General features: G+C 73.4%; 18 protein-coding genes and 1 pseudogene. 5 read left to right on the top strand and 14 right to left on the bottom strand.

The genetic code is table 11. The features are described 5' to 3' along the window. Nucleotides 1–184: 184 nt before the first annotated feature. Nucleotides 185–3,442, top strand: a complete 3,258-nt coding sequence (locus tag ACGFW6_RS37375) for an SCO5717 family growth-regulating ATPase (RefSeq protein WP_393520404.1) — start codon at nt 185–187, stop codon at nt 3,440–3,442. Between the two features lie 129 nt (nt 3,443–3,571). On the opposite strand, the gene ACGFW6_RS37370 is transcribed toward ACGFW6_RS37375, so the two are convergent. The 9 genes from ACGFW6_RS37370 to rimP all read right to left on the bottom strand — a co-directional run bounded on the left by ACGFW6_RS37370 (nt 3,572) and on the right by rimP (nt 15,748). Continuing rightward, entirely contained in the window at nt 3,572–4,519 is a 948-nt protein-coding gene (locus ACGFW6_RS37370) for a bifunctional riboflavin kinase/FAD synthetase (RefSeq protein WP_393520402.1), read from the bottom strand. A gap of 145 nt (nt 4,520–4,664) precedes the next feature. Next, the gene (locus ACGFW6_RS37365) at nt 4,665–8,462 is read right to left on the bottom strand and encodes a trypsin-like peptidase domain-containing protein (RefSeq protein ID WP_393520400.1); all 3,798 of its coding nucleotides are present in this window, start codon (nt 8,460–8,462) and stop codon (nt 4,665–4,667) included. A gap of 273 nt (nt 8,463–8,735) precedes the next feature. Continuing rightward, on the bottom strand, nt 8,736–9,641 hold the full coding sequence (gene truB / locus ACGFW6_RS37360) for a tRNA pseudouridine(55) synthase TruB (RefSeq protein ID WP_393520398.1): 906 nt from the start codon (nt 9,639–9,641) through the stop codon (nt 8,736–8,738). Next, entirely contained in the window at nt 9,638–10,093 is a 456-nt protein-coding gene (gene rbfA, locus ACGFW6_RS37355; RefSeq protein ID WP_393520396.1) for a 30S ribosome-binding factor RbfA, read from the bottom strand. Before rbfA ends, truB begins: the two co-directional genes overlap by 4 nt. A 37-nt stretch (nt 10,094–10,130) precedes the next feature. After that, the gene (locus ACGFW6_RS37350) at nt 10,131–10,424 is read right to left on the bottom strand and encodes a DUF503 domain-containing protein (protein WP_393520394.1); all 294 of its coding nucleotides are present in this window, start codon (nt 10,422–10,424) and stop codon (nt 10,131–10,133) included. 137 nt (nt 10,425–10,561) lie between these two features. Beyond that, on the bottom strand, nt 10,562–13,714 hold the full coding sequence (infB, locus tag ACGFW6_RS37345; RefSeq protein WP_393520392.1) for a translation initiation factor IF-2: 3,153 nt from the start codon (nt 13,712–13,714) through the stop codon (nt 10,562–10,564). Between the two features lie 148 nt (nt 13,715–13,862). Continuing rightward, nucleotides 13,863–14,159 carry a YlxR family protein gene (locus ACGFW6_RS37340; protein ID WP_393520390.1) on the bottom strand — a complete coding sequence of 99 codons (297 nt, stop codon included), beginning with the start codon at nt 14,157–14,159 and terminating at the stop codon, nt 13,863–13,865. Between the two features lie 102 nt (nt 14,160–14,261). After that, nucleotides 14,262–15,248, bottom strand: coding sequence for a transcription termination factor NusA (nusA, locus tag ACGFW6_RS37335; RefSeq protein WP_030958814.1), 987 nt, complete (start codon nt 15,246–15,248; stop codon nt 14,262–14,264). Between the two features lie 2 nt (nt 15,249–15,250). Then, the gene (gene rimP / locus ACGFW6_RS37330; protein ID WP_393520388.1) at nt 15,251–15,748 is read right to left on the bottom strand and encodes a ribosome maturation factor RimP; all 498 of its coding nucleotides are present in this window, start codon (nt 15,746–15,748) and stop codon (nt 15,251–15,253) included. A 323-nt stretch (nt 15,749–16,071) separates the two neighbouring features. Between rimP and ACGFW6_RS37325 the strand changes: the two genes are divergently transcribed. From ACGFW6_RS37325 to ACGFW6_RS37315, 3 genes are read left to right on the top strand one after another with little or no spacing between them, the layout of a single operon-like run. Next, complete coding sequence (locus ACGFW6_RS37325) at nt 16,072–16,650, top strand: hypothetical protein (protein WP_393520386.1); 579 nt, start codon at nt 16,072–16,074, stop codon at nt 16,648–16,650. Further along, the gene (locus ACGFW6_RS37320) at nt 16,647–17,111 is read left to right on the top strand and encodes a ferritin-like domain-containing protein (protein WP_393520384.1); all 465 of its coding nucleotides are present in this window, start codon (nt 16,647–16,649) and stop codon (nt 17,109–17,111) included. Before ACGFW6_RS37325 ends, ACGFW6_RS37320 begins: the two co-directional genes overlap by 4 nt. Before the next feature lie 50 nt (nt 17,112–17,161). Further along, complete coding sequence (locus ACGFW6_RS37315) at nt 17,162–18,061, top strand: aminoglycoside phosphotransferase family protein (protein ID WP_393520382.1); 900 nt, start codon at nt 17,162–17,164, stop codon at nt 18,059–18,061. A 431-nt stretch (nt 18,062–18,492) separates the two neighbouring features. On the opposite strand, the gene ACGFW6_RS37310 is transcribed toward ACGFW6_RS37315, so the two are convergent. From ACGFW6_RS37310 to ACGFW6_RS37290, 5 genes and pseudogenes are all read right to left on the bottom strand, one after another. Continuing rightward, nucleotides 18,493–19,068 carry a hypothetical protein gene (locus ACGFW6_RS37310; protein ID WP_393520380.1) on the bottom strand — a complete coding sequence of 192 codons (576 nt, stop codon included), beginning with the start codon at nt 19,066–19,068 and terminating at the stop codon, nt 18,493–18,495. Nucleotides 19,069–19,105: 37 nt separating this feature from the next. After that, on the bottom strand, nt 19,106–19,675 hold the full coding sequence (locus tag ACGFW6_RS37305) for a WhiB family transcriptional regulator (RefSeq protein ID WP_393520378.1): 570 nt from the start codon (nt 19,673–19,675) through the stop codon (nt 19,106–19,108). A 323-nt stretch (nt 19,676–19,998) separates the two neighbouring features. Then, nucleotides 19,999–20,325, bottom strand: coding sequence for a BN159_2729 family protein (locus ACGFW6_RS37300; RefSeq protein ID WP_393520494.1), 327 nt, complete (start codon nt 20,323–20,325; stop codon nt 19,999–20,001). A 498-nt stretch (nt 20,326–20,823) separates the two neighbouring features. Next, nucleotides 20,824–21,285: pseudogene (locus ACGFW6_RS37295) on the bottom strand (BN159_2729 family protein); the annotation flags it as partial. Then, on the bottom strand, nt 21,282–21,872 hold the full coding sequence (locus tag ACGFW6_RS37290; RefSeq protein ID WP_393520376.1) for an RNA polymerase sigma factor: 591 nt from the start codon (nt 21,870–21,872) through the stop codon (nt 21,282–21,284). The gene ACGFW6_RS37290 and the pseudogene ACGFW6_RS37295, both read right to left, overlap by 4 nt. Before the next feature lie 293 nt (nt 21,873–22,165). Here ACGFW6_RS37290 and ACGFW6_RS37285 point away from each other — a divergent pair, with 293 nt between their 5' ends. Then, nucleotides 22,166–22,588, top strand: coding sequence for a transcriptional regulator (locus ACGFW6_RS37285; RefSeq protein WP_393520374.1), 423 nt, complete (start codon nt 22,166–22,168; stop codon nt 22,586–22,588). The last annotated feature ends 139 nt before the right edge of the window (nt 22,589–22,727 follow it).

Below are 22,727 nucleotides of genomic sequence, written 5' to 3'. Positions count from 1 at the left end.
ACTCTTCCGTCCAGGCACCCGGGGCTATACCGTCCGCGCCCATGGGGGCTTTTCCGTAGCGCCATGCGAGTGATTAGGCTTCTGGTGGTGCGGTGACGATCGCAGTCGCGTGGGACTCGCCACTCGGTCCGCCCGGCCGCGACGACGACACGCTCAGCAGCAGTGGCTGACCAGGAGGCAAGCAGTGAACAGGGATCGGTCCGAGTACAACGGCGGGAGCCCTTCCTCGGACGGGGACGATCACGAGGTGGATCTCACCGGCGAGTTCGAAATCGTCTACACACCTCCCGCCTGGTACGCCCAAAGCACGCAGGGTGGTTCGTCCGGAGGCGGACAGCAGGACGCCGGTCAGACCTCACCACCACCGCCGACCGGTCCACCTGTCGGCACACCCACCGGGCCGCCCGGCGTCCCGGCGCAGGGGCCTCCGCCGGGTACTCCCGCGCCGGCGCAGCCCCAGAACTTCGGCGTTCCGTCGCAGCAGCCCGCCCAGCCGTCGCAGCCTGCTCAGCCGCCCCAGAACACCCCGGCACAGGGCACGCCCGCGGGTCAGCAGGGCGGCTACGGCTTCCCGCAGCAGCAGTCCGCCGCGAGCGGCACCCCGGCGGCCGGCGGGTACGGCTATCCGCAGCAGGGGCAGGACACCTCGGGCGGTCCGGGCGCCTACGGCTACCCCCAGCAGCCCCCGGCCGGTGCGCCGCAGCCGGGCCAGGACACGTCGGGTGGCTTCGGCGTGCCCCAGCCGGCTCACGACACCTCCGGCGGCTTCGGCGTACCCCAGCCCGGCCAGGACACCTCCGGCGGCTTCGGCGTACCCCAGCCCGGCCAGGACACCTCCGGCAGCTTCGGCGTACCCCAGCAGCACACGCCTGCCCAGCCGCACACGCCTGCCCAGCCGCCCGCCGCTGCCGCCGCCCCCACCCCGCCGCCCGCCGCTCCCGCCGCTCCCGCTCCCGCGGCTCCGCAGCAGCCGTCGCCCGGGCCCGCCGCGCCCGGTTTCCCCGTGCTGCGTCCGGTGGACGACGACGCACAGGCCGCCGCCCCGGCCCCGACCGCCACCCCGGCGGCCGGCGTCCCCGCGGCGCCCGCTCCCGAACAGCCCACCCCGGTACCGCCGGTGGCGGAGCAGTCCGAGGCCGAGCTGAACCACGCCGCGGCGGACGCCGAGGCGGCTCGGCTGTTCGGCGGTGGCGACGATGACGACGAGCCGGAGGCGGAGCACGCGACCGAGCCGGAGCCGGGCGAGGCCACCGGATCGGTGCCGGCCGCCGAGGGCGACGAGCCCGCACACGTCCAGCCCGACGCGGACTCCCCCGCGCAGGCGGAGGCCCAGGCCGCACCGGCGACCCAGGAGCCGCAGCCGGAGCCCCAGCCCGAGCCGCAGGCCCAGCAGGCCCCGACGCCTCCCGCTCCCGTGACCCCGCCCACGGCACAGGAGCCGCAGCCGCAGCCGCAGGCACACCCCACCGGCCAGGCTCCCGAGCAGCCGCAGCACCAGCCCCAGCCGCCCGTCGGCCAGGTCCCCCCGCAGCAGCAGGCCGGGCAGGGACTCCCCCCGCTGCCCCAGGGCTTCGTGCCCGCGCACCCCCAGCAGGGCGCGCCGCAGCAGCCGGGCCACCCGGACCCGCAGGCGGCTGCCGCCGGCCAGGGCCCCGGTTACGGCTACCCCCAGGGCCAGCCGCACCCCGACCAGCCCGCCCAGCAGCCCCCGGCGCAGGGCGCGTTCGGCCCGGCCCAGCCGCAGCCCGGCTACCCCGCACAGGCCGGGCAGCCCGGCTACCCGGCCGAGGCCGGACAGCCCGCGCAGGCCGGACAGCCCGCGCCGGTCGACCCCCGCCAGGCGGCACAGCAGCCCGGTTACCCGCAGCAGCCGGCACCGCCGCAGGGCGCCGGGTACGGCTACCCCCAGCAGGGACAGCAGCAGCCGCAGCAGCACCCGGGCCAGCCTCACCCTGCCCAGCCGCAGCCCCAGCCCCAGCCCGACGGCTACGGCTACCCGCAGCAGCAGCCCCAGCCCGGTTACGGCTACCCGCCCCAGCAGCCGCAGCCCGGCTACGGCTACCCGCAGCAGCCCGGCCAGCAGCCGCAGGCCCAGCCTCAGCCGCAACCCCAACAGCAGCCGCAGCAGGCCCCGCAGCCCCAGGCCCAGCCGCAGCAGCCGCCGGCCCAGCAGAACCCCGCCGCCTACGGCAACCAGGGCTGGAGTGCCCCGCCCGGTCCGCAGGCCGGACCCGGTGCGCCCCAGCAGCAGCAAGCGGCGCCCGGGACCCCGCTCGGCTACAACGCCGCGGTGGAGCTGTCCTCGGACCGGCTGCTGCGCAACCAGCCCAAGGCACGCAAGAACAACCAGGGCCCCTCGCGCTTCAAGCTCGGCGCCAAGAAGGAGCAGGCGGAGCGCGAGCGGAAGCTGGGTCTGATCCGTACGCCGGTGATGTCCTGCTACCGCATCGCGGTCATCAGCCTCAAGGGCGGCGTCGGCAAGACCACGACGACCATGTCCCTGGGCGCGACCCTCGCCACCGAGCGTCAGGACAAGATCCTGGCGATCGACGCCAACCCGGACGCCGGAACCCTCGGTCGCCGCGTGCGGCGCGAGACGGGCGCGACGATCCGTGACCTGGTGCAGGCGATCCCGCAGCTCAACAGCTACATGGACATCCGCCGCTTCACCTCGCAGGCGCCCTCCGGACTGGAGATCATCGCCAACGACGTGGACCCGGCGGTCTCCACCACCTTCAACGACCAGGACTACCGCAGCGCGCTGGACGTGCTGGGCCGCCAGTACCCGATCATCCTCACGGACTCCGGTACCGGTCTGCTCTACAGCGCGATGCGCGGCGTGCTGGACCTCGCCGACCAGCTCATCATCATCTCCACGCCGTCGGTGGACGGTGCGAGCAGCGCCTCGACGACGCTCGACTGGCTGTCGGCGAACGGCTTCGCCGACCTCGTCCAGCGTTCGGTCACCGTGATCTCCGGTGTCCGCGAGACGGGCAAGATGATCAAGGTCGAGGACATCGTCGCGCACTTCGAGACCCGCTGCCGCGGTGTCGTCGTGATCCCGTTCGACGAGCACCTCTCGGCGGGCGCCGAGGTCGACCTCGACATGATGCGTCCCAAGACCCGCGAGGCCTACTTCGACCTCGCGGCGCTCATCGCCGAGGACATCGCCCGCACCCAGCAGGGCTTCGGCAACCCGAACATGCAGTACCAGCAGCAGCCGCAGCAGGGCTACCCGGCTCCGCAGCAGCAGCCCCAGCAGCCCTACGCCCAGCCCGGCGGCGCCCCGCAGCCGGGTCAGGGCTGGGGACAGCAGGCCCCGCAGCAGCCCGCCCCGGGCCAGGGCTGGCAGCAGCAGGCACCCCCGCAGGACCCGCAGCAGGGCCAACAGGGTCAGCAGGGCCAGCCGGGGGCCGTACCGCCCGGCTGGACCCAGCAGTAGCGGACGTCCGAACGAGACGAAGGGCCGGCACCCTCACGGTGCCGGCCCTTCGCCGTCGTACGCCTGAAGCCGTCGTACGCCTGAAGCCGTCGTACGGAAGCCGCAGTACGTCTGGAGCCGTCGGGCGTCTCAGCCCGCGTTCTCGATCAGCTCACGGCAGCGCTGCACGTCCTTCGCCATCGCCTCCAGGAGCGCGTCCAGCGACTCGAACTTCTCCTGCCCGCGGACGTAGGCGAGGAAGTCCACGGCCACGTGCAGGCCGTACAGATCGAGCCCGACGCGGTCGATGGCGTACGCCTCCACCGTGCGCTCCGTGCCGTCGAACTGCGGGTTCGTGCCGACGGAGATCGCGGCCGGCATGATCTCGCCCTGGGCGTGCAGCCATCCGGCGTAGACGCCGTCGGCGGGGATGGCGGTGTGCGGCAGCGTCTCGACGTTGGCGGTCGGGAAGCCGAGCTCCCGGCCCCGCTGCGCTCCCCGGACGACGACACCCTCCACGCGGTGCGGGCGGCCGAGGATCTCGGCGGCGCCCGCGACATCGCCCTCGCCGACCAGGCGCCGGGTCAGCGTGGAGGAGAACGGCTCGCCGCCGCCCGCCTCGCCGGTCACATACAGGTCGACGACCTCGACCTCGAAGTCGTAGACCTTGCCCTGCTCGGCGAGGAACTCCACATTGCCCGCGGCGCGGTGGCCGAAGCGGAAGTTCGGGCCCTCGACGACCGCCTTCGCGTGCAGCTTGTCGACCAGGACCTTGACGACGAAGTCGGCCGGCGACAGCTTCGAGAACTCGGTCGTGAACGGCAGGATCAGCACCGCGTCCACGCCCAGCTCGGCCATGAGGTCGGCGCGGCGGTGGTGCGGGGCGAGCAGGGGCGGGTGGCTGCCGGGACGGACGACCTCGCTGGGGTGCGGGTCGAAGGTGACGACGACCGCGGGAACTCCCAGCTCACGGGCGCGGTCCACGGCATGCCGGATGATCAGCTGGTGCCCGCGGTGCACTCCGTCGTAGGAGCCGATGGTGACGACGCTGCGCCCCCAGTCCTGGGGGATGTCCTCCAAGCCACGCCAGCGCTGCACTGTGCCTGCTCCTTGTCGCAAACTCGTCGAACCCGTGTCCGTCTTTGCTCATACGGTCTTACGCAGCTCTAAGGGTGCCATGCCGGGCGCTCCCGGCCCGCATCGGCATGGACGCTGTGACGGGGTGCACGTGCCGAGGAGGGCGTCAGGCGGGGACCCGCACTCCGGCCAGGTTCTCGATCATCCGCCGGGTGCTGGGGCCGACCACGGCCGACCAGTCCTGCGGGGTGTCGGTGAGCCAGCCGGCGACCCGTACCGCGAACCCGGGGACGTGACGGCCCAGGTCGACCAGGCCGCGGTCGAAGCGGGCGGCGCCGTCCGGGGTGCGCACGAGCAGCAGGCCGGTGTGGTGGACCAGGCCGCGCAGGTCGTCGTCCGGCCGCTCGCCGCCCTCCTGGACGGTCGCGTGCAGGAAGGCGTCCAGGACGACGGGGGCGCGTTCGTGGGCGAGGAGGAATTCGCGCAGCTCGCGGCGGAGCGGACGGGACGCGGCGGTGCCGGGTGTGGCGAGTACGGCGGCGAGGGCGGCCCGCACCTGTTCGGCGCCGCCGTCGAGCAGGCCGGTGACCAGCGGGAAGAGGACGACGCGGGCGCTCGGGCCCTGGTCCAGGCGCCGGTCGACGTAAGCAGCCATGTCGGCCGCCGTCCCCGGCTGCCGCTCCACCGCCTCCTGGACGAGGGCGGCGACACGGCGGGCGAGGGCGGGTGTGGTGACGTCGGCGAGGGTGCGCAGCGCGTCCTTGGCACCCGGCAGTTTCAGACGGGCCCGGAAGGCTTCGAGGACCGGCTCGGTGTGGGTGGCCAGGGCGGCGACCAAGGCACTGGCCGGGAACTGCGGGTCGGCTGCCGCGAAGTGGGCGAGCGCCTGCGGGAGATGAAGGGCACGCGTGCGTGGATCTCTTACGAGAAGGGCGAGCGCGCCGCCGTGCAGGGTGCAGTCGTCGGGGCGGGCGAGCAGGGCGAGGGCGGCGTAGCGCAGCAGCTCACGGTCGGCCTCGGTACGGACGTACGGGGCGACCCGCAGCCCGTACGCCACCGCGGCGACCCGTCGCGCGGGCCGTTCGTCGTGCGCCCAGCGGTCGACGGCCCGGCAGATGGCGGACGTCTCGTCCTCGGACAGCACGGCGAGGAGTTCGTCGGCCTTGCGGTGCGCGCTGTCGACGAGCGTCTCGGTGAGTTCGTCCAGGGCGCGGTGCCGGTGCGTGTGCAGCAGGGCCTGGGCGGCACACGCGACGGTCGCGTGCGGTGTCGCGGGCAGCGGCCGGTCGTCGTCGAACCAGCGCGTGAGGAGACGCTGTACGGCGGTGGGGTCGGCGGCGAGGAGCCGGGCGGCGGCGTCCAGGTACCGGGGCCGGCCGGGTTCGTCGGCGTCGGTGGGCGGGTCGTCGGCGAGGACGAGGCGGCGGAGCAGGTCGAGACGCTCGCTCTCCGGGAGCGGCAGTGCGGTCCAGAAGTGCGGGCCGAACTCCGGCGACACGGAGCGGCGGTGCCGGCGCCAGGCCACGATCCGGTCGGTCAGCAGGTGCAGCACGTCCAGGTACGGCGTCGCGTCGGGGACGCGCAGCAGGGTCCCGGTGAGCAGCCGGGCGGCCCACCAGCAGTGCCGGTCGGCGTCCAGCGCGTGGATCAACTCTTCCAGCCGGTGGGCCAGTTGGCAGTGTCCGTGGTGTCGTGGGAGGAGCAGGAGAGCCTGGATGACGGGGCCGACCCGGTGGTGCGGGACGGGGAGGGGGTGCGCCGCGTCGGGGTGGGTGCGGCGGCGGTGCACCAGGGCGTGCAGGGCCTCGTCGAGGTCGAGGTGCATGCCCTGGATCCAGTCGGCGACCTCCTCGTGGGCGAAGCGGTAGCCGTTGCCGGCGGGGACGAGGAGGCCCTCGGTGAGGACGGCGGACGCCCAGCCGGTGCCGCCGCCGAGCGCGGCGGGGGCGGGGCCCCAGGGGAACACGGCTTCGAAGGACGCCCGGTCCAGCTCGCCCTGGCCGGGGCCGAGGCTGCGGCGGGCGGCCTCGTGGACCTGCCCGGAGACCTTCGCGGCGAGTCGGCGCACGGCGGTGCCGCGCAGGCCGTTCTCGGCGGCGAGGCGGACGGCGATGCGCAGGCACATGAGGTCGAGATGGGCGGAGAGGACGTCGTCGCGGTCCAGTGGGGGGTGGGGGGTGTCGGGGAGTGCGGCGCGGACCTCGGAGAGGAGGCGGAGGGTGAGGGGGTGGCGGGCGTCGGGGGCGGCGAGGGCGTCGTCGGGGATGCCGTAGCGGGCGCGGGCGTGCTGGGCCTCGTCGGGGGTGAGGTCGCCGAGCAGTACGCAGGCCGGGAGCCGTGGGTTTGACTCGCCCCCGCCGCCCCTACCCGTCCCGTCCCCAGGAGCTGCCGCCCCTTCGACCCCGCCCAGGGGCTCCGCCCCCGGACCCCCATCGGCCTGAACGGCCTCGTCCTCAAACGCCGGACGGGCTGAAAGACGCTGCCCGGCCTCGCCCACGAAGGCCGGACGAGCCGAGTGGCACGACCCGGGATCGTCCACGAACCCCGGGCGGCCTGAAAGGCATGGGCCGTCGGTTTCAGTGGCCTCGGTCTTCCGGTGCAGCACCTCCCCCGGAAACTCCGCCCCCGCCGTCTCCCAGTACTCCGCACGGCACGCCAGCATCAGCCGTGCCCCCGTCTGCCGCAGCCACTGGGTCGTGCCGTCGGTCCAGTCCGTGAGGCGGTGGGCCAGTACGGGAGGCATTTCCTCCGGGCCGTCCAGGAGCAGCAGGAGGGGGCGGCCGGTGTCGAGGGCGAGGCGGGACAGGCGTTCCGGGGTGGTGTCGCCCAGGGTGGAGAGGTCGGACGGGGCGGCCACGATCCGGGCGGCCCGGGCCAGGGCCCTGCGCGCGGCGTCGGCCACCGACGCGTCCTCGTCCTGCAGGTCGGCGCCGCGCAGCCACAGCGTGGGAGCGGGGCGCGGACCGCGGTGGCGGCGTGCGGCGAGGGCCGCGAGTTCCGTCGTACGGCCGCTGCCGGGCGGCCCGACCAGGGCGAGCACCGAGGCGTCGCTCTCGGCGAAGGCGTCGAACTCCCGTGCCGTAGCGGCCCGTTCGACCGGTTCGACGGCCCCTGCCGCTCCCCCGGCGTCCGGCCGGCCCACGTAGCCCGCCAGCGTTCCGGGCGGGCCGTCCTGCCCGATGGAGGTGGCCGTCAGTTGCAGGACGCCCGCGAGGTTCAGGTCGGCGCCGAACGCGGGCACCGTCGCCGCGTTCTCGGCGAGCAGCTCGGCCAGCGGTCCGTCCGGGGGCGGGCACAGGGGGACGGCGAATCCGGCGTCGCGCTGACCGGACTGCAGGGCCGTGCCGAGGACGCCGACGACCGCGCCGGTCCCGGCGTCGAGCACGGGCCCGCCGGCCGCTCCCCCGCCCAGCCGCAGCGCGTCCCGGCCGGCGGTGCCGACCGCCAACTCCAGGACCTGGCCGAGGAGATGGACGCGGTCCGTCGCCGTGTACGTCGCGGTCGTCGCGCCCAGCACCCGGGCCTCCCGCCAGCCGCCGGCCGCGATCCGCACGTACGCGCCGCTCTCGATCCGCTCCCGCACGCTCACGGGCAACGGGTCGACACCCAGGCCCTCGGTGCGCACCAGGGCCAGATCCAGGCCGGGCAACGAGGTCACCGCGCTCGCCGTCACCACACAGCTGCGGTCGCCGCCCGCGGCGAACAGGACCAGCCTGGGAAGGCCGTCGACGACTTCGTGGCTGGTGACGACGGTGCCGTGGTGATCGGCCACGAAGCCGAGGCCCCGGGGCCGGCCGGCCAGGTCGTGGACCCGGACCAGGGCGTCGTCGCGGGCATCGGAGCGGAGCGCGTCCTGCGTGCCGGCGTCCCCCTCGCCCCAGCGGTCCTCGTGCCGGCGGTCCTCGTGCCGCATGCCCTCCGACGTCCGGTGGGCGCCGCCCGCCCGGGGGCCTCGTCCCGCCATTGTCGAACCTCCCCGCGCCGCGCCGTTCGCTCATCCGCCCCCGTCTTCGTTCCCGACGGTAGGCGCCGGATGATCAGCGGGACAGATCACGTGGCGAACGCGCCCCCTTCCGCTCCCTCGGTTCACTCCGAGCGCCTGCCCGGACGGGTGAACAGGCGGGGGTCGTTGGATACACCCTAGAGGTGGGGGAACCGAGGGGGGACCGTGGAGCGGCGGGCAGAGGACGACCCCGTGGCCGCCGCTCCACGGGCAGGCCCTCGAAGGAGGGGTGGATCAGCCGAACACGGCCAGGCTCTTGGCCTTGCCCTTCTGCTCCTCGACGAGCGCGAGGAAGCGCCCCTCGGGGTCGAACACGGCCACGGGCCCTGAGCCCGCGTACTCGTCGGGCATGTCGAGCCGCACGCCGTTGGTGAGCAGTCGGGCGCGCCGGTCGTCCACGTCCCAGCGCGGGAACGCGGCCGCGGCGGCCTCGGCGACCGGCAGCACCGTCAGCTCCTGCTGAAGCTGGTCGAGCGTCTTGGCGGCATCCAGCTTGTACGGCCCGACGCGGGTGCGGCGCAGTGCCGTGAGGTGGCCGCCGACGCCCAGGTCGGCGCCGAGGTCCCGGGCGAGGGCCCGGATGTAGGTGCCGGAGGAGCAGACCACCGACACGACCAGGTCGAGGACCGGGGTTCCGTCGTCGGCGACGGCGTCCCGGACGTCGTACACCGCGAACGAGGAGATGGTGACCGGCCGGGCCGGGATCTCGAACTCCTCGCCCTCCCGTGCCCGCTTGTAGGAGCGCACCCCGTCGATCTTGATGGCGCTGACCTTGGAGGGCACCTGCATGATGTCGCCGCTGAGCTTGGCGATCCCGGCGTCGATGGCGTCGCGGGTGACCTTCGAGGCGTCGGTGGACCCCGTGATCTCGCCCTCGGCGTCGTCGGTGACCGTGTTCTGGCCCAGGCGGATGGTGCCCAGGTACTCCTTCTCGGTCAGCGCCAGATGACCGAGCAGCTTGGTCGCCCTCTCCACGCCGAGGACGAGGACGCCCGTCGCCATGGGGTCGAGGGTGCCGGCGTGCCCGACGCGGCGCGTGCGTGCGATGCCGCGCATCTTGGCGACCACGTCGTGCGAAGTGAAGCCCGACGGCTTGTCGACGATGACAAGGCCGTCGGGCGTGGTGTGCTTCTGCGTCATTCCGCGGTGTCGCCGTCCGTCTCGTCCTCGGACTCCGGCTTGCGGTAGGGGTCCGCCTCACCGGCGTAGTTCGCGCCCGCGGAAGCCTCACGCACCTTCGCGTCGGACTGACGCGCCTTGTCGAGGAGGTCCTCGATGGTGCGCGCGTTGTCCGGGAGGGCGTCGGCGACGAAGGCGAGGGTCGGCGTGAACTTCACACCGGCGGCCCGGCCGACCTCCGACCGGAGAACGCCCTTGGCGCTCTCCAGGCCGGCCGCCGCTGCCGCCCGCTCCTCGTCGTCCCCGTACACCGTGTAGAAGACCGTCGCCTCCCGCAGGTCACCCGTCACACGGGTGTCCGTGATGGTGACGTGCGAGCCGAGCCGCGGGTCCTTGATCCCGCGCTGCAGCTTCTGGGCCACCACCTCTCGGATGAGGTCCGCCAGCCTTTTCGCCCGCGCGTTGTCGGCCACTGGTCCGTCTCCTTCGTCACTTCTCTTGCTGCTTGCTTCAGTCTTCGTCGCTGTGGAGTCTGCGTCGAACGCAGAGCAGTTCCACCTCCGGCCGTCCGGCGACCAGCCGCTCACAGCGGTCCAGTACGTCGGAGAGGTGTCCCGTGTCCCCGGAGACCACCGCGAGCCCGATCTCGGCCCTGCGATGGAGGTTCTGGTGCCCTGTCTCCGCCACACTCACCGCGTACTTGCGCTGCAGTTCGGCCACGATCGGACGGACGAGAGAGCGTTTCTCCTTCAGTGAGTGCACGTCACCGAGGAGCAGATCGAAGGACAGAGTCCCCACATACATGTGTGTATCCGGATGTCCCGCCGGTTCGGGGTACGGGCGCCGTGCGACGCCGATACGGGAACCGTACACGCAACGGCCGGGGCCGATCGACGGAAATTCTGCTCCCGCCGATCGGCCCCGATCGCGTGCTGCACAGGTCAGACGCGCGGCTTCTCGCGCATCTCGTACGTCGCGATGACGTCGTCGACCTTGATGTCGTTGAAGTTTCCGAGGTTGATACCACCCTCGTAGCCTTCGCGGATCTCGGTGACGTCGTCCTTGAAGCGACGCAGACCATCGATGTTGAGGTTCTCCGCGATGACCTTGCCATCGCGGACCAGGCGCGCCTTGGTGTTGCGCTTGACCTCGCCGGAGCGGATGAGAACACCCGCGATGTTGCCCAGCTTGGACGACTTGAAGACCTCGCGGATCTCCGCCGTGCCGAGCTCGACCTCTTCGTACTCCGGCTTGAGCATGCCCTTGAGGGCGGCCTCGATCTCCTCGATCGCCTGGTAGATGACCGAGTAGTACCGGACGTCCACGCCTTCGCGCTCGGCCATCTGCTGCGCACGCCCGGCGGCGCGCACGTTGAAGCCGATGACGATGGCGTCGGAGCCCATGGCCAGGTCGATGTCGGACTCCGTGACCGCACCGACGCCGCGGTGCAGGACGCGGATGTCGACCTCTTCGCCGACGTCCAGCTGGAGCAGCGAGGACTCGAGAGCCTCGACCGAACCGGAAGCGTCACCCTTGATGATGAGGTTGAGCTGCTGGACCTCGCCGGCCTTGAGCACCTTGTCCAGGTCCTCGAGGGAGACACGACGCGTGCGCTTGGCGAACGCGGCGTTGCGCTCACGGGCGGCGCGCTTCTCGGCGATCTGACGGGCCGTACGGTCCTCGTCGACCACCAGGAAGTTGTCACCCGCACCCGGGACGTTGGTCAGGCCCAGGACCTGAACCGGCGTCGACGGGCCGGCCTCGGCGACGTTGTTGCCGTTGTCGTCGAGCATGGCGCGCACGCGACCGTAGGCGTCGCCCACGACCATCGTGTCGCCGACCCGCAGCGTGCCTCGCTGGACGAGGACCGTCGCCACGGCACCGCGGCCGCGGTCGAGACGGGACTCGATCGAGATGCCCTGCGCGTCCTGGTTCGGGTTGGCCCGCAGGTCGAGCGAGGCGTCCGCGGTGAGGACCACGGCCTCCAGCAGGGAGTCGATGTGCAGACCCTGCTTGGCGGAGATGTCGACGAACATCGTGTCGCCGCCGTACTCCTCGGCCACCAGGCCGTACTCGGTCAGCTGACCGCGCACCTTGGTCGGGTCGGCACCCTCGACGTCGATCTTGTTGACCGCGACGACGATCGGGACGTCGGCCGCCTTGGCGTGGTTGAGCGCCTCGACCGTCTGCGGCATGACGCCGTCGTTGGCCGCGACGACCAGGATCGCGATGTCGGTCGACTTCGCACCACGGGCACGCATGGCGGTGAACGCCTCGTGACCCGGGGTGTCGATGAAGGTGATCTTGCGCTCTTCGTCGTTGACCTCGGTCGCGACCTGGTAGGCACCGATGTGCTGGGTGATGCCGCCGGCCTCGCCCGCGATGACGTTCGTCTTGCGGATGGCGTCGAGGAGCCGGGTCTTACCGTGGTCGACGTGACCCATGACGGTGACGACGGGCGGACGGACCACCAGGTCGTCCTCGTCGCCCTCGTCCTCGCCGAACTCGATGTCGAAGGACTCGAGCAGCTCGCGGTCCTCCTCCTCGGGGCTGACGATCTGAACCGTGTAGTTCATCTCGCCCGCGAGGAGCTGCAGCGTCTCGTCGGAGACGGACTGCGTGGCCGTGACCATCTCGCCGAGGTTCATCATGACCGCGACGAGCGACGCCGGGTTGGCGTTGATCTTCTCCGCGAAGTCGGTGAGCGACGCACCGCGCGACAGGCGAATGGACTCGCCGTTGCCGCGAGGCAGCATCACGCCGCCGACCGACGGGGCCTGCATGGCCTCGTACTCCTGGCGCCTCTGCCGCTTCGACTTGCGGCCACGGCGCGCGGGACCACCGGGACGACCGAAGGCGCCCTGCGTGCCACCACGACCGCCCGGACCACCGGGACGACCGCCGAAGCCGGGACGGCCACCGCCGCCACCGCCGGGACCACCCGGACGGCCGGCGAAACCGCCGCCACCGCCACCGGGACCACCGGGACGACCGGCGAAGCCGCCACCGCCACCGCCGCCACCGGGACGGCCGGCGAAGCCGCCGCCACCGCCCGGACGACCGCCGCCACCACCGGGACGACCGCCGCCACCGGGACCACGGCCACCGCCGGGGCCACCGCCGGGACGCGGGCCGGCAGCCGGACGCTGCGGCATCATGCCGGGGTTGGGACGCGGGCCACCGGGGCCGCCGCCGGGACGCGGGCCGCCGCCCTGCGGACGGGGCATGCCGCCCGGCGAGGGACGCGAGCCGCCCGGAGCCTGCGGACGGGGACCGCCCGCCGCACCCTGCGGACGGGGACCGCCCTGGCCCTGGCCCTGCGGGCGCGGGGCGCCGCCGGGGGCACCGGGGCCACCCGGACGCGGGGCACCGCCCGGACGGGGCGCCTGCGGGCGCGCCATCCCGGTGGAGCCACCAGAGGTGAACGGGTTGTTGCCCGGACGGGGACCAGCAGGACGACCACCGGGACGCTGGGCACCGGCACCCGGACGCGGAGCGCCGGGACGGTCACCACGGTCACCGCGGTCACCACGGCCCTGACCACCCTGGCCACCGGGACGCGGGGCGCCGGGACGCGGCGCCTGGCCGGCCGGACGCGGGGCGCCCGGACGCGGGCCGGAGCCCTGACCCTGGCCCTGAGCCTGACCCTGACCCTGGCCCTGCGAGGCGGCCGGAGCAGCGGGAGCCGCCGGCGGTGCCGTGAACTCGGGCGCGCTCGGAGCCGGGGACGCCGGGGCGGGCCGCGGCGCGGGCTTCGGGCCCGGGGTGGGACGCGGGCCGGGAGAGGCCGGCGCGGCCGGGGCCGCGGGCTTCTCGGCAGCCGGCTTGGGAGCCGCGGGGCGCGGCGGAGCCGGACGGGCCGCCTGCGCCGGAGAGGGGGCTCCCGGCTTCGCCGGGGCAGCCTTGCGGGCGGAAGCGGGCTTGCCGCCTCCGTTGCCCTGCTGGAGGGCGTCCGTCAGTTTGCGGACGACGGGCGCTTCGATGGTCGAAGACGCCGAACGGACGAATTCACCGAGTTCCTGGAGCTTGGCCATGACGACCTTGCTCTCCACACCGAACTCCTTGGCGAGTTCGTATACCCGGACCTTAGCCACTTCGCTCCTTTTAGGTCCGGGTTGCGGCCGGACCGTCGCTACTTCATGGGCGTACTCATCGCGTGCTCATCGAGTGCTCATCGCAATCTCGACCTACTTCCAACTCGCGGGGTACCTGGGCCGCACGGCGGTTCCGCGCGACGCTTTCTTACGGTGTTGCCTGCTCGGCAACTGTTGTCTGCTCGACGTACCGGCGCAACGCCTTTGTGTCCAGCGCTCCCGGGGCGCGCAGCGCCCGCGTGAACGCCCGACGGCGCACCGCCTGGTCGAGACAGACCAGGGCGGGGTGTACGTACGCACCCCGGCCGGGCAGCGTACCGCGTGGATCAGGGACACACTCGTCCTTGATCGCCACGATCCGCAGCAGATCAGTCTTGGCCGCTCGCTCCCGGCACCCCACACAGGTTCGTTCAGGGCAGGCCCGAGCGCGTGTCCGGCCAGACATCACTAAGTCTACCTCCCCGTAGCGACCTCACCCCTTTGGGGCAGGATTCGAACAGTTGCCGCCCGGTAACCTGACGTGATCTGAGCGCCGGGCGGCTTGGATCTATTCCCCGGCCTGCTCGGTGTCGGGACGGATGTCGATCCGCCAGCCGGTCAGCCTGGCCGCAAGTCGGGCATTCTGCCCTTCCTTGCCGATGGCCAGTGACAGCTGGTAGTCGGGCACGGTCACCCGCGCGGAGCGGGCCGCCATGTCCACGACCTCGACCTTGGAGACCCGCGCCGGGGACAGCGCGTTGGCCACCATCTCGGCGGGGTCGTCCGACCAGTCGACGATGTCGATCTTCTCGCCGTTCAGCTCGCCCATGACGTTGCGCACCCGGCCGCCCATGGGGCCGATGCAGGCGCCCTTGGCGTTCAGACCGCTGCGGGTGGACCGTACGGCGATCTTGGTGCGGTGGCCGGCCTCGCGGGCGATGGCGGCGATCTCCACCGAACCGTCGGCGATCTCCGGCACCTCCAGGGCGAAGAGCTTCTTCACCAGGTTGGGGTGCGTGCGCGAGAGGGTGACGGAGGGGCCGCGGACGCCCTTGGCCACCCGGACGACGTACGAGCGCAGCCGCATGCCGTGCGGGTACGTCTCGCCCGGGACCTGCTCCTGCACCGGCAGGATGGCCTCCAGCTTGCCGATGTCCACGAGCACGTTCTTCGGGTCGCGGCCCTGCTGGACCACACCGGTGACGATGTCGCCCTCGCGGCCCGCGTACTCGCCGAGCGTCGCGTCGTCCTCGGCGTCACGCAGGCGCTGCAGGATGACCTGCTTGGCGGTGGTGGCGGCGATCCGCCCGAAGCCGGACGGGGTGTCGTCGAACTCGCGGGCCTCCTGGCCCTCCTCCAGATCCTCGGGATCCTCCTTCGCCCACACGGTCACATGGCCGGTCTCCCGGTTCAGCTCCACGCGCGCGTGGCGGCGGCTTCCCTCGGTGCGGTGGTAGGCGATGAGGAGGGCCGACTCGATCGCCTCGACCAGCAGGTCGAAGGAGATCTCCTTCTCCCGAACCAAGCCCCGCAGGGCACTCATGTCGATGTCCACGGCTACGCCTCCTCTTCCTTCTTGTCCTTGCGGTTGAACTCGACCTGCACACGCGCCTTGTCGATCTCCGGGAAACCGAGTCTGCGACTGGTGGGCTTACGGCCCTTGACTCCCGGCACTTCGAGATCGAGGCCCTCGTCGTCGACGTCCAGGATCCGGGCCACCAGTTCCCCGCCCTCGGCCAACTGGAACTTCACCAGCCGGTCGACGGCTCGCACGTAGTGGCGGTGCTCCGTGAGGGGGCGCTCCGCGCCCGGGGTGCCGACCTCGAGGGTGTACTCGCCCTCGCCCATCGCGTCGGTCTCGTCGAGCTTCGCCGAGAGCCCGCGGCTCACATCGGCGATCTGGTCCAGGTCCGCGCCGGTGTCGGAGTCGACCACGACGCGCAGCACACGCTTGCGTCCGACGGAGTCCACTGCGATCTCTTCGAGATCGAGGCCCTGAGAGTTGACGAGCGGTTCCAGAAGTTCTCGCAGCCTCTCGCTCTGGGTGGTGCTCATCCGGGTGACTCCTCGGCCGCGTGTGCTGTTGTGGGATGGGTCGCGTGTCTGGTCAAAGGGTATCGGGTCGCGGGGAGTGTTGCGTCCAGCCACCGGCGGTGAGGCCGCGTCGCCGAAGGGGGCGGGGCTGCGGCTTTGTGGCCGCGTGCGGATCGCCCGTGGCTGATCGCGCCCGCACGGCGGAGCCGCATGTCGGCACAGCCCGCGCCCCTTGAGGTCGGCTGCCGAGCCGGTGACATGACTCTGCCGGACGCGCGGGTACGGTGATCAGCGGCGGGCGCGTCCCGCCTGCGTGTTCGTACGAGTCCCCGAGGACGTGTGCCGTGCCGTACCCCCCGCCCTCGCGCCACCCCTCGGGGCCGCGCAGAAGAACCCTGCTCGCCTCGGCGGCCGGTGCCGCCCTGCTGGTGGGCTGCACCTCCCGCTCCGACGACTCGGACGGCGGCACGAGCGGCAGCCCGTCGCTCGCCGAGAAGGCACGCGCGCGTGCGGCCCGCGACAGCGAGGACCTGGTCGGGCACTACGACGCCGTACTCGCCGCCCATCCGGTGCTGGCGGGACTCGTGGGGCCGTTGCGGGCGGAATCCCTGCGGCACGCGGCGGCGTTCGGCACGGGTCCGGCCGGCCCGTCCACCGGATCGCGCACACCGTCCGGATCGCCCGCACCGTCCGAGACGCCCGAGGGGGTTACGGCGTCGCCGTCGGACTCCCCGTCACCGGGCGTGTCCGTTCCCGCGAACGAGCGGGACGCGCTGGCCGGGCTCGCCGCCGCCGAACGGACGCTGGCGGACCGCCGCGCGAAGGCTCTGCTCGACGTGCCCGGTGAACTCGCCCGACTGCTGGCCTCGGTGGCCGCCGCCGGCGCGGTGCACGCGTATCTGCTGGCGGAGGGGGCCAAGTGAGCGAGACGAAGAAGGCGACCGTCAAGGCCCTGCAGGCGGCGCTCGCCGCCGAGCACGCGGTCGTGTACGGATACGGCGTCGTCGGCGGCCGGATCGGCGAGGACCGGCGCTCGGAGGCACGTGCGGCGTACGCGGCGCACCGGGCGCGGCGGGACGCGCTGGCGCGTGAGGTGCGCGACCGGGGCGCCGAGCCGGTCTCCGCGAGCGCCGCGTACGCGCTGCCGTTCCCGGTGCCGGACTCCGCGTCGGCCGTCCTGCTCGCCGCCGAGCTGGAGGACCGGGTGGCCGGGGTGTACTCCGACCTGGTGCGGGCAGCCGAGGGGGAACTGCGGGGTACGGCCGCCGAGGCGCTGCGGGAGGCCGCGGTGCGGGCGGTGCGCTGGCGGGGCGGGAGCGTAGCCTTCCCTGGGCTCGCCGAGCGTGCGGGCACGAGGTCCGCGTCGGCGGCGCCCACCGCGTGACGCGGACGGCAGCACACGTACGGGCAGTACGGGAAGGGAACGACTCGCGCATGGCTTTCGAACCGCCGCAGCGTCTGGTCAGGGCGCTCGGTGAGACGGCACCGGACGGTGACGACTGGTTGGAGAAGCTGCCGGAGGCGGCCCACCAGGCCGTCTCGCTGCGCGAGTTGACCGTCGAGCGGGTGCAGATGCCCGGCGGCCGCAGCAGCCTGGTGATCCTGGTCCGGCAGCCGGACGGCGCCCCGGCCGTGCTCAAGCTGGCGCCGCCGCGGGCCCGCCCGGAGAGCGAGCGGGCCGCGCTCGCGCACTGGGGCGGCACCGGTGCCGTACAGCTTCTGGGGCCCGCCGTGACCGAGGGTGTGCTGCTGCTGGAGCGGCTGCGTCCGGATCTGTCGGTGCGGTCGCTGCCGGAGGCGAAGGCGCTGCTGGAGGCGGCGGGGACGCTGCGGCGGCTGTGGGTGGAGCCCCCGGCCGACCATCGCTTCGAGACGGTGGCCGAGCGGACGGGGCGGCAGGCCGAGGCGATGCGCGCGACCGCGTCGGCGGACGCGGAGGTGGCGGTGCTGGTCGACGCCGCGCTGGCCGCCCGCGCGGAACTGCTGGCCGCGCCGCCCGAACGGCGTTTGCTGCACGGGACGTTCCGGCAGAGCAAGGTGCTGGCCGGGGAACGGATGCCGTGGCTGGCGGTGGGGCCGGACCCGGTCGTGGGCGAGTGCGCGTTCGACCTGGCGCGCCTGGTCCGGGACCGGGTGGAGGACCTGATCGCGTCACCGTCGGGCGCGGCAACCACACGCCGGCGCATCAAGCGGCTCGCGGAGTCCCTGGACGTGGATCAGGAGCGACTGCGCGGCTGGACACTCTTCCGGGCCGTGGAGTCGGGCGTACGGGCCCGGCGAGTCGGACGCCCGCAGGACGCCGAACTGCTGCTGGAGTTCGCGGGCTGGCTGTGACGTCCGCGCCCGGCGCCGGATGCCAGGACCGGGCTGTCGAGTGGGGAGTGCTCGCCAGGTAGGTAGGTCGGCTGGCTGGCCGGCTGGCTGGCTGGCTGGCTGGCTGGCTGTAGCCAACCGTGCCCGGTACCGGGTGCCAAGAGACGGCCGTCGGGCCGGGAGTGTGCGCGCCGGGGTCGGGCGATCGCGGGACGCCGGGGCGCTGGTCGAGTTCGCGGGGCGGATGCAGGCGGCCGTATCCCGGCGGTGTCCGGCGTCATGGGCAGGGCCACGCCCCCCTGCCGTGGTCGGAGCAGAGGGGCGTGGTGGGTCCGATCGACTTGCCTCCCGAGCCTGCCGACCGGAGTCTCGCGGGGCGCCGGGACGGCCGTCCGGGCGCCTTCAGTGGTCGCCGGGCCGCGGAGGTCGCCGGGACGACCGTCCGGGCGCCCTCAGTGATCGCCGGGCCGCGGAGGCGTCACCGCCGCCCATGTCTCGGCCGTCGCGCCCGACAGGATCCCCTCCATCGCCAGCAGCCGGGTGTGCCGGTCGATGTGCGCCGCCTGGTCAGGGGGCGCGGGACGGTCGGCGGCAGCCGGGTGCGCGTACGGGACATGGACGAACAGCGGCAGTTCGGCTGGTGCCAGCCGCCAGCACAACTGCCCTCCCCCGGCGTCGATACGCAGCAGGTGAGCCCCGTCCGGACCCGCACCGGTGTCGGGCGTCAGGACGGCGCTCGACGGGTGCAGCGCCGCCAGCCAGGCCAGCAGATGGGCACGTTCGCGCCGGGCGTCGGTCAACTCCCGTTCGTAGGAGTCGGCGTGCCGCTGCCAGCGCTCGCGCTCCTGCCGGCAGTCGTCCAGATCGCGCCCGAGGCGGTGCCGCGGCCCGGACCCCGGGGCCAGGGGCGTGCCGCGGCCCCGCAGGACTCGGAGCAGGGCGGCCGTCGCGCGGCCGAGGGGACCGGGACTCCGGGGCAGGCCGGGTCCGGGGGCGTCGGGCAGGGGGTCCGACGAAGGCGAGGACATGAAGTACTCCGGTTGCGGTGAGGGGGGTGTCGGGGAGTCAGCTCGGGTCTCCGGACGCTCCGGCCCGGTGCCGGGCACGGGCGCTCTCGCGCTCGTCGCGCGTGGAGCCGGTACGGCGATAGCGGCCGGCTTCCCGGGCGTTGGCGGCGCGGCACGCCTCGTCGACGGGTTCGCCCCGTCGCAGGTGCCGTTGGTAGGCGGCGCGCGTGCCGCAGGGAGCGGGCCCGACGCGCGAGGGGCCGGCCGGGTCGAGGGGTGCGGAGCGCGAGGGACCGGCCGGCTCGAGGGGTGCGGAGCGCGAGGGACCGGCCGGGTCGAGGGGTGCGGCGCGCTCGAAGGGCTCACCGGGCGGCGGTGTCTGCCGGCGCTGCTGCGCCCACGGCGGGTTCGCGCCGCGCTCCAGGTCATGGCGCTGGGGACCGGTCAACCCGGCGACGACGCCTTGGCGACGGCAGCGGGGAAGGCCCTTCTCCCGCTGCAGAACGGCGGCCCGGCACGGGTCGAGCACGGGACAGGCCGCGCAGATCGCGACGGCCGTCGGCCAGGAGTCGCGCGAGAACCAGAGGTCCGCGTCCCGCTTTCCGCAGGCGGCCCTCGCCTCCCACACCCTGGAGCCGCCGTCGGCCCCCGCGTCCCGGACCCGTGAGCCACCGCTTGGCCCCGCGTCCTGCACCCGTGAGCCGTTGCCAGGCCCGGCACCCCGCGTCCGTGAGCCGGCGTCCGCCGCCGTATCCCGGCCCCGTGAGCCGCCGTCCGCCCCGGCATCCCGCATCCGTGGGCCACCGTCCGCCCCGGCATACCGCATCTGTGAGCCGCCGTCCGATCTGGCATCCCACACCCGTGAGCCACCGTCCGGCCCCGCATCCCACACCCGTGAGCCCTCGTCCGCCCCCGCCTCGTCCCGGCTCCGCGCACCCGTCCCACCGCGCGTCATACCGCCGGCCCGATCGGGCCGCACACCGGTCCGGACGGCACGCCCGGCGGACGTACCGGCGGGGGTAACGCCCGGGCGTCGGCGGCCACGACGTCCGCTGCACCGGCCCGGACCGGTGTCAACGGCCCCAGATGGATGGCCACGTTGGCGAGGGAGCACCGCTCGGGCCGGCCGTCCAGGGACAGCAGGGGCATCGCGTCGTGGCTCCGGCAGCCCTGGAAGTACCAGAGGTCGCCGTGCGCGTCGCGCTGCGGGAACGCCAGGTCGTAGGTGACGCCGCCGAAGCGGAAGAGACGCGTCGGCGGTCGGGGCGACGAGGACACGGGAGCCTCCGTCGGGGGCGTCCCAACCGGGGACGCCCCCAGCGGTAGTACCGCCAACGGGGGTACCGCGGACGGGGGTACCGCGGACGGGAGTACCGCGGACGGGGTCGCCCCGGACGCCTGCGCCGCCAACTGAGGAACCGCTGACGGGGAAACCGCAAACGAAGACGCGCTCGACGAAGACGCAGGGGAAGGCGATGCCGGGGACGACCCCGACAAAGGCGCCGCGGAAGGGGATGCCGCCAACCGGCTCGTCGCGGGCGCGGACACCTGGGTGCCGGACCCCGCAGAGCCGGACTCAACGGAGGCGCACCCCGCGAAGTCTGGCGCGACGGGCCCGGGCCTCACCGAAGCAGCCCCCACAGGGCCGGACTCCACCGACGTAGCCCTCACAGAGTCAGACTCCACCGACGCAGACCCCACAGAGCCGGCCCCCACCGACGCAGACCCCGCCAACGCGGAGCCCGATGGCGGTGGAGTCGAGGTCGGGCCGTGGGCCAAAACCGTCACGCGGACGCCGTCGCGCTGCCCCTCGCCGACCACCGTGTGGGGGCGGGCGCCCGCGGCGACGGCTGTGATGCCCAGGTAGGCCCGCCAGCGGGCCCATAAGAGGGGGCCGTCGACGCGGAGTACCACCCGTACCCGGTCTCCGTCGACGCGGACGCCGGAGGGCCCGGTGTGCCCGGCCAGCCGGCGTTCGATGGCGTGTGCGACGGAGCGTGCCCGTGCGCAGGCCGCGTCCCAGGCCAGGGCCTTGCGCTCCAGGTCGGTCAGCGGCCGCGGCGCCGGGGACCAGCCGCCGTCCGGCGTCCGGTGCAGTACGACGCCGAAGGTGCGCCCGGGGTCGACGAGGAGGCGGGCGGTGTCGAGCGCGTGCGCGACCGCGGTCGCCCGGTCGGCTCCGGTGGACTCCAGCGCCGCGCGGATCACGCCGACGGCGTGCGGGAAGTTGCTGTTCACACGGACACCGCCCCGGCCGGCCGGCGCAGTTTGCGCAGGGCGCGGTAGGTCAGTGTCTTGACCGCGCCGACGCTCCGGCCCATCGCCAACGCCGTCTCCTGCGGCGTCAGTTCGTCGAGGAAGCGCAGCTCCACGCAGTGCCGCTGCTGGGCGTTGAGGGTGTGCAGGGCGGTGCGGACCGCCTCGTGGGCCTCGACGGCCTCCAGTGCGCGCAGGGCGAGCGCCTCCGTGTCCCGGCCGGTCTCCCCGGGGTCGTCGAACTCGGCGACCGGGGTCTCCAACCGGGTGCGGCCACGGCCGAGTTCGTCGAGGTAGAGGTTCTTCGCGATGGTGGTCAGCCAGGCGGCGAAGGCCGTGCCCTGCCAGGTGAAGGCGTCGATGCGCCGCAGGGCGCGGGTGAACACCTCCTGGGTCAGGTCCTCCGCCTGATGTCTGTTGTGTGTGCGGACCAGCAGGAACCCGTACACCACGCGGTAGTGCTGGTGGTACAGGGCCGCGAACGCCTCCCGGTCGCCCGTGCGGGCACGGGCGACGAGCTCGGGTTCCGGGTCGCCCGGAACGGTGATGACGTTGTCCGGTAGGGACACGATCGGTTCTCCCGTCGAGTCGTGGTCTCAAATCTTCAATATTCATGTAGATGTAGATTCCCTGGGCGCACGGCGACAGCCCACGCCAGGAGCCGCGATCCACATCCGGAGCCATCTACAGTCTTCATGTAGATGCAGATAGTGTCAAGATACCTACGGAGCGTGAAATCGGCGGTGCTCGGGGGCGCGCGGTTGCGCGGTCGCCCACACGGCACTCCCGCGCGCTCCCGACGCCTCACGAGCGATCTGCGATCTACTTGCGCTTGTAGATATTGATGCCGGATCCTCGATGCGTGACGACCCAGCAGAGCAGCCCAGGAGACCCGGACCCCGGCCAGGATTCCCCTCGCCAGGACGAGGACCTGGCGGCTCTGCTCGAACGTCTCCTGGCCCAGGTGCCGGACCGGACACAGAAGGACCTGGCGGGCGAGGCCGGCATCTCCTATCCGACGCTGAACGCCTGGATGAACCGCACCCGCGGTACCTCACGCGTCGACCCGGAGAAGCTGCGGGCCCTGGTCGAGGTGTTCCGGCGCTGGGGCGTACGGACCACACCCCGGGAGTTCTTCGAGGCGGTCGGCCGCCCCGTTCCGGGGCCCAGCGGGGACGAACGCGAGGCCCGACTCCTCAAGCTGTACCGGCAATTGCCGGAGGCACGTCAGCGCGCACTGCTGAAGGACGCCGAGGCGATGCTTCAGGTGAGCCGCATCGGCTGAGGTCAGGGGCACGTTTTCGGCCATCGGGCGGCGTCTCGGGCGCGTGCCGGGTGGGGCGGGCGCTTTTGGTGCGGCGGGAGAATATGACGAAACCCCTCACGCACCCGACCGCCGTCGGTACCATCAGTCAGCCGCTGGC

The organism is Streptomyces sp. Y7, from assembly GCF_043195415.1.
In the GTDB taxonomy this organism is placed as follows: domain Bacteria; phylum Actinomycetota; class Actinomycetes; order Streptomycetales; family Streptomycetaceae; genus Streptomyces.
Note: the sequence above shows the minus strand (reverse complement) of the source record. Positions and strands in the feature narration are given on the sequence as shown.

What these genes read in the sequence shown, in the direction of transcription:
- ACGFW6_RS37365 (WP_393520400.1), bottom strand. Translation starts at nt 8,462, where the DNA reads ATGGCGGGACGAGGCCCCCGGGCGGGCGGCGCCCACCGGACGTCGGAG.
- truB (WP_393520398.1), bottom strand. Translation starts at nt 9,641, where the DNA reads ATGACGCAGAAGCACACCACGCCCGACGGCCTTGTCATCGTCGACAAG.
- ACGFW6_RS37350 (WP_393520394.1), bottom strand. Translation starts at nt 10,424, where the DNA reads ATGTATGTGGGGACTCTGTCCTTCGATCTGCTCCTCGGTGACGTGCAC.
- ACGFW6_RS37340 (WP_393520390.1), bottom strand. Translation starts at nt 14,159, where the DNA reads ATGTCTGGCCGGACACGCGCTCGGGCCTGCCCTGAACGAACCTGTGTG.
- rimP (WP_393520388.1), bottom strand. Translation starts at nt 15,748, where the DNA reads ATGAGCACCACCCAGAGCGAGAGGCTGCGAGAACTTCTGGAACCGCTC.
- ACGFW6_RS37315 (WP_393520382.1), top strand. Translation starts at nt 17,162, where the DNA reads ATGGCTTTCGAACCGCCGCAGCGTCTGGTCAGGGCGCTCGGTGAGACG.
- ACGFW6_RS37310 (WP_393520380.1), bottom strand. Translation starts at nt 19,068, where the DNA reads ATGTCCTCGCCTTCGTCGGACCCCCTGCCCGACGCCCCCGGACCCGGC.